This is a genomic window from Candidatus Poriferisodalis sp. (assembly GCF_965203655.1).
Classification (GTDB): Bacteria; Actinomycetota; Acidimicrobiia; order Acidimicrobiales; family Poriferisodalaceae; genus Poriferisodalis.
Genome location: NZ_CBDBDD010000008.1, coordinates 586,423 through 596,649, shown reverse-complemented (window position 1 = coordinate 596,649; position 10,227 = coordinate 586,423). Strand labels below are relative to the sequence as shown.

General features: G+C 65.7%; 9 protein-coding genes. 2 read left to right on the top strand and 7 right to left on the bottom strand.

Annotated elements, in window-relative coordinates; all coding sequences use genetic code 11:
- Nucleotides 1–500 precede the first annotated feature (500 nt).
- The 5 genes from ACOGW9_RS11360 to ACOGW9_RS11340 form a co-directional block, all read right to left on the bottom strand.
- Nucleotides 501–1,772, bottom strand: coding sequence for an ATP-binding protein (locus tag ACOGW9_RS11360; protein ID WP_419853892.1), 1,272 nt, complete (start codon nucleotides 1,770–1,772; stop codon nucleotides 501–503).
- A 244-nt stretch (nucleotides 1,773–2,016) separates the two neighbouring features.
- Nucleotides 2,017–2,235 (bottom strand): helix-turn-helix transcriptional regulator, encoded by a 219-nt coding sequence (locus tag ACOGW9_RS11355; protein ID WP_419853893.1) that lies wholly within the window; start codon nucleotides 2,233–2,235, stop codon nucleotides 2,017–2,019.
- Between the two features lie 14 nt (nucleotides 2,236–2,249).
- The gene (locus ACOGW9_RS11350) at nucleotides 2,250–3,497 is read right to left on the bottom strand and encodes a HipA domain-containing protein (protein WP_419853894.1); all 1,248 of its coding nucleotides are present in this window, start codon (nucleotides 3,495–3,497) and stop codon (nucleotides 2,250–2,252) included.
- Entirely contained in the window at nucleotides 3,490–3,744 is a 255-nt protein-coding gene (locus ACOGW9_RS11345; RefSeq protein WP_419853895.1) for a helix-turn-helix domain-containing protein, read from the bottom strand. Before ACOGW9_RS11345 ends, ACOGW9_RS11350 begins: the two co-directional genes overlap by 8 nt.
- 264 nt (nucleotides 3,745–4,008) lie before the next feature.
- The gene (locus ACOGW9_RS11340) at nucleotides 4,009–4,836 is read right to left on the bottom strand and encodes a fibronectin type III domain-containing protein (protein WP_419911304.1); all 828 of its coding nucleotides are present in this window, start codon (nucleotides 4,834–4,836) and stop codon (nucleotides 4,009–4,011) included.
- A 410-nt stretch (nucleotides 4,837–5,246) separates the two neighbouring features.
- Here ACOGW9_RS11340 and ACOGW9_RS11335 point away from each other — a divergent pair, with 410 nt between their 5' ends.
- Nucleotides 5,247–6,524 carry an ATP-binding protein gene (locus ACOGW9_RS11335; RefSeq protein ID WP_419853897.1) on the top strand — a complete coding sequence of 426 codons (1,278 nt, stop codon included), beginning with the start codon at nucleotides 5,247–5,249 and terminating at the stop codon, nucleotides 6,522–6,524.
- Between the two features lie 130 nt (nucleotides 6,525–6,654).
- Here ACOGW9_RS11335 and ACOGW9_RS11330 read toward each other — a convergent pair whose 3' ends face one another.
- Entirely contained in the window at nucleotides 6,655–7,476 is an 822-nt protein-coding gene (locus tag ACOGW9_RS11330; protein ID WP_419853898.1) for a fibronectin type III domain-containing protein, read from the bottom strand.
- A gap of 437 nt (nucleotides 7,477–7,913) precedes the next feature.
- On the bottom strand, nucleotides 7,914–9,167 hold the full coding sequence (locus ACOGW9_RS11325) for a CaiB/BaiF CoA transferase family protein (protein WP_419911282.1): 1,254 nt from the start codon (nucleotides 9,165–9,167) through the stop codon (nucleotides 7,914–7,916).
- A gap of 148 nt (nucleotides 9,168–9,315) precedes the next feature.
- Between ACOGW9_RS11325 and ACOGW9_RS11320 the strand changes: the two genes are divergently transcribed.
- Nucleotides 9,316–10,176, top strand: coding sequence for a crotonase/enoyl-CoA hydratase family protein (locus ACOGW9_RS11320; RefSeq protein ID WP_419853900.1), 861 nt, complete (start codon nucleotides 9,316–9,318; stop codon nucleotides 10,174–10,176).
- The last annotated feature ends 51 nt before the right edge of the window (nucleotides 10,177–10,227 follow it).

Genomic DNA, 10,227 nt, shown 5'->3' with positions numbered 1-10,227 from the left:
GAGCTCGTCAAGCTGAGCGAGCAGGCTGTCGTCGATCCGTGCTACCAATTGCGTCATATATTGAGTCTAACGAATCGCATTACACAGTGCATTACTTTCGGGCTGCTAGCTGCATCGATTCCCTCACCGCCCGACGGGGAGATGCACCAACCGACTCCTGCCACAAGCCAGCGCTCACCCGCCCTGGCGAACCGCTCGCTGCAACACCGCCATGCAGCATCGGCGGGCCGCTCCCCGTGGGTCGAGGAACAGCCCGGCGCAGCCACAGCCAGCTGCTCAAAGGCCGCTACGCCTACACCACCCCCGCAGACCACGAAACCGGCTGCTACCGTCAACACGTCACAGCCAAGACGGCTGCGACTCAACAAAAAAGTCTCTACCAAACCCGGCGTGATTCAAGCCGGCAAGACCCCAGTGCGCCTCGGCATCGGACCGTCGGGGTGTTCAGCGACAGTGCAGAGGGTCTCCGAGGGTTCCTTCGGCTCAGGCTTCGCCGGCGGTCATGGGGCGAGCGCGGTTATCGGGACCACGGTGGTGCCGTCGGGGCGGTCGTAGCCGTAGCCGGCGGCGGTGATGATGAGCAGCTTGGACGGCTCCCCGACACGTTCGGTGTCGACCTTGTTCTTGAGCCGCAGCAGGGACCCGGCGGCCTCTTCGATCCACTCTTGGCCGCCGAGCTTGACTTCGACGGCAATCCATCGCCGGTCCCGGGTCTCGATGATGGCGTCAGCCTCCAGATCGTGGCTGTCGCGGTAGTGGTACACGGCGGCATCGCTGCCCTGGCCGTAGATGCGCAGATCGCGTACCACCAAAGACTCGAACAGGAACCCGAGCGTCGCCAGCTCCTTGAGCAACCGGTCGGGCGTGGCGCCAACGGCCGCCGCTGCCAGCGACGGATCGACGAAGTGCCGCTTGGCTGACTTCCTCAACCTCGCCTTCGATCGCAGGTGAACGGACCAGTGACGCACGTCCTCGACGACGAACAGTCGCTCCAGTGCCCTCACATACGCAGAGACGGTTTCTCGGTCTACGCCCGTCTCGCCATCGATGTCTCTTGCCAAGGTCGCGAATGCTGCGGTCGTGGCCACATTGCGCCCCAAGGACTCCAGCAGCCGTCGCACTCTGATGGGGTCGCGGGCCACTCCGTCGACTGCGGCGATGTCGGTCCGGCAGATCTCGTCGAGGTAATCATTCAGGAACATCTGGCTGGTTCGCACGGATTCGCCCCGCAGCCGAGGCCATCCGCCGCGGCAGACGGCATCGACGATGTCCTCCAAAGACGCATCCGGCCGAGCTACTGCAACCGATTCGCCGGCAAACAGGCTTCGGAGCGACACCTCGCCGGTGGACTCGCCCGTCTCCAGCAGCGACATGGGGCGCAGCCGCACTCGCGAGATGCGGCCCGCGCCAGAGTGCCTGGTCGCATCATCGGGGGGGCTCGCGGACCCGGTCAGAATGAACCTTCCGTTGCCGCGCCCTTCGTCGCTGGCGTGGCGCACCTGGTTCCAGACCTCGGGGGCGAGTTGCCATTCGTCGAGCAGGCGAGGCTCTTCGCCTCGAAGGATTCGTCCCGGTGCGACCGATACCGAGGTGCGGGCATCGATGTCCTGGTCGAACAGCACTTCGCTGCGGGCGAAGTGGCGGGCAAGCCACGTCTTGCCGCAGCCTCTGGGTCCTTCGATCACGACCGTCGGCATGTACGACAGTGCTTCGCCGACCGCGCGCTCAGCGATACGCGTTCGGTAGCCGACTGGTGTGAGTGTGCCGTCCATTTTGCAAGGAAGCATATTTCAATGCCTTGAAATTGACAGGACACCGCAGATTATCAGAATCTCAACCCGCACTTTGCCAATCAATTGGGCCGCAGATTGCGGGAATCTCAACCCACAGTTCAAGGATGCATCGGCCTTCGGTGCCACATCTGACGAAGCTCGCGGCAAACTTCGACAGGTTCACCTCGGCACGGTCGGGCCGCGGCCGGGCGGCAATCACGAGTACATGATCAAAGGCACCCGCCTACTGCGGGGAACGGAGGTCGAGCTGTGCGACCATTTCCAGCCCCAGCTCCTCCAATGCGATCAGCGCGGTGTTCATCGCTGTGCCATGGCGGCCCTGCTCAAGCCGGATCACCCACTGCCGTGTGGCGCCGATCCGGTCGGCGAGCTGCTGTTGGGTCATCGCCGCCGCACGCCGTTGTCGGCGTACCAGCGCACCGACGCCCGCGGCCGATGCCACCTGGTGGCTGCTGTTCACAGCACCGACCTCCGATCGCCCCGCACGACGCTCTCACAGAGGCGGTGAGCGGTCTCAGATGCCCATTCGGGACACTGCGCCGCTGCGTCTGTGAATGCATCGGGCAGCGCTTCGGCCATGCCCCAGAGCGCGTCGGCGGTGATGTCTATCCCGAGCCGTGCGGCAGTTCGCTCCCACTCCTGCGATGTGGTGGGAGTCGGCCCGTCGAAGCGCATTGCTGGGGGCCTCGGCTCGCCGTCGGCGCCCACGTACGGGGTCAGCGAGTTCAAGTCGTAGAGGGGGGCCAGCCGAGGGCGTGGCCCGTCGAACAGCAGGCCGTAGTTCTTGGAGTGGCCGTCGGTGTTGCCGATCAGCCAGTTGTAGAACACCGACAGAAAGAACTGGCGCGCCCCGTCGCGGCTTGTCTCGTGCTCCAGCATGTCAATAATGGCCTCGGGGGTGGGACCGCCATCTTCTTGGTACTTCAGATCTGAAGCGATCCCCAGCGCCTGACACAGATCCTCAAAATGGGAGCGACGCACCTCGTCTCGGTGTGCCGCCCGGTCAAAGCGCTCCGCTACCAGGCATATCTCGTCTTCGAACGCTTCCAGCGATGTGCGTGCCGCGTCCAGTCCCAACGCCGAAGCCGCTGCCTGGCACAGATGCTCGTTCACCGCGATCGAGTCCCGCAGCGCCGGGTTGAGATGCCCGCGCTGCGGCTTCACAATGTGGGTGGTAGCAAGCGAGCCGGTGGGCAGATGCCACCCGTCGTCGCTGTACCTCAACGCCATCTTGGGCTGAGCGCCCGGCAGAGACAGCCGAAGTTCGCCCATCCCTGCTGCCGGGTCGCCTTCGGCGTCTCGCGAAATGAGACGCAAGAGCGACGCCAGATCGGCGTCGGTGAGCTGTGCCAAGGTTTCCATCTGCGGGTCAGGCAGGTCCGGTTGCGGATAGAACTGCACCGCCCCGGCGCACTCGAGTCCCGCTTGGGTGCACAGCAGGTCAAACGGTGCTGTCGACGCTGCACCCAGCTCCCGCGCCCACCGCGTTCGCGTTCGCGGATTCTCCGGCAGCAGTCCGTCTATCCAGTCGGAGACGTCGTACCTCTCTCGCGGGTCAATCGGCAGCGACAGCGACAGCGGCGTAGCAGCCGGGCTGAGGTGGGCTTCGTAATGGAGATGCACGGCCCCGCGCCGCAATTGCACGAGGCTTCCGACTGCCTCGCCGTACAAGAACACATAGAGATCTCGTGTCGCTCTAGCCATGCTCAACCGTTCCTCGATGGGCTTCGGCTGGTCGCACAGCGATGCCGGCGCCGAGTGCGGACAAGGCGGCCATCACATCGCCCAGAGACGCTTCGCAGCGCCCGCTTTCGAACTTGGAGACCCACTGCTGGGATCGTCCCACGGCCTCTGCCAACTGGGCCTGGTTCCAGCCACGGTGCCGGCGCAGATAGCGCACGCAACGGCGAACGCTCCCGGGCGTAGAGAGAACGACAACCTCGTATGTCATACAAAATAGTATAACAAATTTACGCTTCTCGTTGACAATTTGCTCGTTGCGCTGGTGCGTCAGAATGCCGGCGACAACGTGGCCAAGCGGGGTGCCGGGGCGGGTATGTCGCTGCTGTGCGGCCTAGCCGCGCTGCTGTTCGGCGTGATGCTCTAGCGCCTGCGCTCACCCACCCTGGCGAACAGCTCGCTGCAACGCCGCCCGACAGCAACGCCGGGCCGCTCCCCGTGGATCGCCGAACAGCCCGGCGAAGCCGTCAGCGTTCTAGAAGCAGTAGACGTCGTGGGTACCGTCGCCGTTGCCCGAGACGATGCAGTGGCCGACGGGATTCGGGTTCTCGGGGGTTTTGGGGACCAAGTGCGCGGGGACGACGATTGTGTAGGTCCCCGCAAACTGTTCGTCTTGGCAGGGTTGGCCGCTGCGCTGGGTGTTGTCTTGCTGGGGCTGGGCCTCAGGCTGATCGGGTTCGACTTCCGGGATCGCAGGTTTCGCGGGTTCCTCGATCTCCTCGACCTCCAACTGCTGCGGCTGGGCCTCCGGCTCCTCGACTTCCTCGACCTCCAACTGCTGCGGCCGCGGCTGCTCGACTTCCTCGATCTGCTGCGGCTGCTGCGGCTGCGCTTCTGGCTCCTCGTACGCCTCGACCTCGAACTGCTGCTGTGCTGGCTGCGGCTCTCGGACTTCCTCGACCTCAAACTGCGGCTGCGGCTGCGGCTGCGGCTGCGGCGGCTGCGGCTGGTGGGGCTGTGCTTGCGGCTGGGGCCGCTGCCATGTCGTCGTCAGCTTGCCGCTCGTGCCTGCGCTGTTGCGGGCGCGGACCCACACCGTGTAGGTGTCGCAGTGCTTGACCTCGCGGAACGTCGCCGTCAGCGTGTCTGCGGGGACGGTCTCGCGCATGGGCTGGCCGCAGTCGGGCTTCACCTTGACGTTGTAGCGAGTCGGGGTGCTGCCGGTCGCGGCTGTCTGCCAACTCACGGTGAGGCTGTCCCCGGCCGCGTCCACCTGCAGCCCGGTAGGCGGCGCGGGCGGCAGCTCAACCGGTTGCTGAGCACCGACTGACGCAGGCGCCAGCAACAGCAACAGCGCCGCCACCGCAGCCACTGCGGCTATGCGTCGGCGAATCACGCCGACACAACGGGAAGGGCTAGCCTGCCCCCCCCCCCCCGGCAATAGGCCTTCCCAGAAGCTTCATTACGATCTCCGATTTGTTCGTGAACTCTCGTGGGCCGCCCGCTAACGCACGCAGCCGGCCCACCGGTCGCCACAAGCTACAAGACGCACACGGCCGCGCGGCACATCCCAAACGCAGCTATTCCTTCGACGGCCAGCAGGGCGAGCCGGCCCTCGCAATGCAAGCAGCTGAATGTCTGCATCGAAGCCCGCTCGCCCTTGCCGGCTCGGATGCCTGGTCCCCAAACAGTGTATCCGACACTCCCTTTTTGATGCATTGTGCTGGCCATAAATGATGTATCAGTTTGTCTTCGTTGAGTACAATCGATCTTGTGACCGACACCGGGCTCGATGCTCCGACGACGGGATACGTCCGGCGCGTCGTCGATGCAGAGATCGAGTCGGCGCTGCGCGCACTGCCTGCTGTCGTACTTGACGGCCCTCGCGCATGCGGCAAGACCTCGACAGGACGTGAGCACGCTCGCAGCGAGGTCCTCTTCGCTGGGAATGCGGGGGCTCGAATTGCGGCCGACGTGGATCCGGTGGGGCTGCTCACCGGCCCAGAGCCACGTCTGCTCGACGAGTGGCAGCTCGCACCCGAGATCTGGAATCAGATGCGGGCCGCGGCCGACGACGGTCGGCGACCTGGGCGCTTCATCTTGACCGGTTCCGCAGTTCCGGCCGACGACGTCACCCGCCACACTGGGGCCGGTCGCATCAAGCGGGTTCGCATGCGCCCGATGTCGCTGTTCGAGACGGGATTGTCGACTGGAGAAGTCGGCCTCAACAGCCTTTTTGAGAGCCCAGTCGGGTATGTCGAGCAATCACCGGTCAACTTGGCAGATTTGGTGGAGACAGCGTGCCGGGGAGGATGGCCGGCGAGCATCGGCCTCGACGTCGTGGCTGCGCAGGCATACGCGACGTCCTATCTCGACGAAGTCTGCCGTGCCGACATCCCGCAGCTCGGCGCATCCCGCAGCCCGGTCCGTCTCAGGCGCCTGCTGCGGTCCTTGGCGCGCAACACCGCCAGTGAGGTCTCCCAGCGCACGCTCGCGACCGATGTCGGCGGCGAGATGCCGCTCGACCCGCGGACCGTGGCGGCATACCTCGACGCGCTCGCTCGCGTGTATGTCACCGAGGACCTTCCGGCGTGGTCCACAGCCTTGCGCTCAAGGGCAAGTCTGCGACAGACACCGAAGCGTCACTTGGCCGACCCATCGCTTGCCGCAGCGGCCCTCGATGCCGGCCCGGCGCAACTGCTCGGCGATCTCGAGACTTTCGGTTTGCTGTTCGAATCGCTCGTGATTCGGGATCTTCGGGTCTATGCGCAGGCGTTCGGTGGTCAGCTTGCGCACTACCGCGACAGCAACGGTCTTGAGGTGGACGCAATTGTCGAACGGCGAGACGGATCGTGGCTGGCCATCGAGATCAAGCTGGGAGGAGAGTCCGCAATTGCGCACGCGGCGCGGACCTTGCTCAAGCTGCGTAACACGGTAGATACGGCCTCTGCAGGATCACCGGATGCACTCGCCGTCATCACCGCGGTCGGAAACGGCTACCGGCGACGCGACGGCGTCGCGGTCATACCCGTCACCGCCCTCGGCCCCTAGCTGCATCGATTCCCTCACCGCGCGACGGCGAGATGCATCAACCGTCTCATGGCGCGAGTCTCGCGCGAACGCGACAACGCCGGGCCGCTCCCCGTGGATCGAGGAACAGCCCGGCGAAGCCGTCAGCGTTCTATTGGGGACGGCAGTTGTAGAACCGCCAGAGCGAGACTTGCTTGCCTGTCTGTGGATGATAAACGCGACCGCCTTCACCGGCGTCCACGCAGATGGGGTCGGGTGGGTAGTTGGGGTACCACTTGATCGCTTGAGTCCGTGAGCCAGCGCGTACCGAGGCATCGTACAGTCGCCTGTATTCCTCAGACCCGAAACACGGGGTGCGGTACCAGCCTCCGGTGTTGCTGCTTGAGGCACGAAAGTGGGTGTGTCGATTGAGCACAATCGCATAGCAGCCGTCGCCGTGGTTGCCGCTTTCCTCGGCGTACTCGCAGTCGCTCGGGTTCTGGAAGCAGCGCAGCACCTCAGCAAGGTCTGGATCGTTGCTCGCGTCGGCGATGGGCACGCAGCCGGATTCTGACGGCGAGGAGCAGCGCATCAGCACCGGCTGGTCGGCTGGGCCGGCTTCCGTGACCGGCTCGACGTCCAGTCCTTGGGCTTGGGGCCGCTGCCATGTCGTCGCGAGCTTGTCGCTGCTGCCTGCGCTGTGCTGGGCCTTGACCCACACCTTGTAGGTGTCGCAGTGCTTGACCCTGCCGAACGTCACCGTGAGCGTGTCCGCGGCAACGGTCTTGGTCTTGCGCGCGCCGCAGTCAGGGTTGACGCGCACCTTGTAGCCGGTCGGCGTGGTGCCGGTCGTGGCTGCCTGCCAACTCACGGTGATGCCGTCGCCTGCAGCGTCCACCAGCAGCCCGGTAGGCGGCTCGGGCGGCGACTCGACCGGCTCGGCAGCACCGGCTGACGCTGTCGGCACCAGCGACAGCGCTGCGACCGCAGCCACCGCAGCTATGCGCCGGCGAATCCCGCCGACACAACGGGAAGGGCTAGCCTGCCCCCCCCCCCCCGGCAATAGGCCTTCCCAGAAGCTTCATTGCAATCTCCGAATTTCTCGAATTTCTTGGTGAGCTCTCGTGAGCCGACCGCGAACGCACGCAGCCAGCCCATCGGCCACAGCACTCTAGGGCACACCCACCACCGCACGGCACACCCCAAACACAGCGACCCAGAGCGGCTGCGCATAGCGGGTCTTCGGAAGACGCGGTGCGCCTCGGCATCGCACCGTCCCCCAAACCCGGCCTGTCACGCGAACCCGCCCTCTTTCCATAGAACGCACCGCAACGCCTGTGCGGGCGGCACCCTGAGCCGGCAAGTGCAACCTGTTCCTGCCGAGCGCGCAGCGGCAACTCGGTCGCGGCGCCTGCCGTCGGTGGGCGGGCGCTACCAGACGGCGTTGGCGATCTTGAGCTCGAGGATCTGCTCGTCGTCGTAGCCGAGCTCGGCCAAGATCTCGTCGGTGTGCTCGCCGTAGTCAGCGGTGCTGCCTCGCATGCCGCGGAACTCGTCGACGTCGAACATGGACGGCGGGCCGATGAAGCCGTCGTCGAAGGTCACGAGGTACTCGTTGGCCAGGATGTCTTCGTTGCGGGCGACGTCTTCGACGCGGTTCACCGGCGACACCCATGCACCGGAGCCCCGGATGGCCCGCCACCACCGGTCCGTCGTATCGGACCGCATGTGTTCGGCGAACAGCGGGGTGAATTCGTCACGGTTGGCCACTAGGTCCTCGAAGGTGGCGAATCGGGGATCGTCGAGCCACGATTCGATGCCGACAGCGCGGGCCAGCCCTTGCCATTGCGGGTCCTGCAGGGCGGCGATCGCGATCCAGCCGTCGGCGGTCTCGTACACCGTGAACAGGGGGTTCCACGCTCCCGAGACGTCGAAGCGATCCATGCGCTGGCCGACATTCGCGGCAACACCCACGGCTTGGCTGGTGAGCCACAGCAGCGCCTGCGTCTGCGACGTGCCCACCACGCAGCCTCGGCCCGTGCCCGCTCGCTTGATCAGGCCGGCCATCACGCCCGAGGCCATGTTGGTGCCGGTCAGGATGTCGCTCAGCGCACCCGGCGGGTACGTCGGCACATCCGAATCCGAGATTGCGTCCATGAACCCGGCGTGAGCCATGCCCACCGTGTCCTGGCACATGTCGTCGGCCAGTTCGCCCCGCATCCCGAATCCCCCGCCCCGGCAGTACACCAGCCGGGGGTTGATCCCGAGCAGCGTGTCGGGGTCGGCCCCGAAGCGCTCGAGGCCGTCGGCTCGCATGTTCGAGATGAACGCATCGGCTTGGCCGATCAGGCGCTCGAAGACGGGGCGTCCCGCCTCCGATGCGACATCGAGCACCAAGGATCGCTTGTTGCGGTTCACCGAGCCGTAGAGCCACTCCTGGCCTCGCTCGTCGAAGGTCACCCCGAACAGGCTCGTGAAGTTGCGCATGTAATCGGCCTGGCCGACCTGTTCGATCTTGATGACATCGGCACCGAGGGAGGCCAGGGTGAGCCCGCTCGTGGGCCCTTGCACGTACATCGTCATCTCGACGACGCGGATGCCGGCAAGCGGCGCTTCGGCAGCTACGTCGGCGGCAGTCGCAGCAGGCGGCTCGGCGGCGGGCTCACTGGCAGGCTCGGCGGGCATCGCGGGCGACAGTAGCGCCGGGCTCGCTGCTGTCACGCAGGCAGCCCGCAGCCGGCCCGATGCCAGCTCGCCCGGCGAGACCGCCGTTGCGCTTGACTATGGCGGACTGTCTTACGAGCGGACAGTCCTGCGACGAGGGGAATGAACGATGAGCGAGTCCGAGTACACCTGCTTCGACGTGGAAGTGCGCGATCACGTCGCCCACTTGGTCTTGAAGCGGCCCGAGAAGGCCAACTCGATGATCCTGGAGTTCTGGAAGGAACTGCCCGAGATCACCGAAGGGATCACCTCTGGGTCCGACGCCAGGGTCGTCGTGCTGTCGGCGATCGGCAGGCACTTCAGCTCGGGCATGGACCTCTCCGTGTTCGGCGACTTCGGTGAGCCGACCAGCGGCGTGGGCGGCGGGCAGAGCAGCCGGACACGTGCGCAGATCCGCAACACAGCACTGCGCGCGCAGCAGACCTTCAATGCCCTCGAGCAGAGCCGGCTGCCGGTCATCGCGGCCATCCAGGGCGCATGCGTCGGCGGCGGCGTCGACATGGTGTCGGCCTGCGACCTGCGCTACGCCACACAGGACGCGTTCTTCACGATCCAGGAGATCAACATCGGCATGACCGCCGATGTGGGAACGCTGCAGCGCATGCCCAAGCTGGTGCCTGAGGGCGTGGTGCGCGAACTGGCCTTTACCGGCCGTCGTATGGATGCTGAAGAGGCGCTCGACCGCGGCTTTGTGAACGCCGTCTACGACGACCACGACTCGATGATGGAAGCGGTCGGCGACATTGCGGCACAGATTGCCGCGAAGAGCCCGATGGCGATCTGGGGCACCAAGCAGTCGATGAACTTCAGCCGCGATCACTCGGTGGCCGACGGGCTGGAGTACATCGCCACGTGGAACGCGGCGATGTTCGACACCGACGACATGGGCGAGGCCTTCCAGGCCCAGATGGAGCGCCGTGATCCCGACTTCCCCGATCACCGCCCCATGGGCAAGGGCTTCGGCGCCTGATAAGGCGCGCAGGAGATACGGCGCCGGACAGGGCGCGCAGGAGGTACTGAG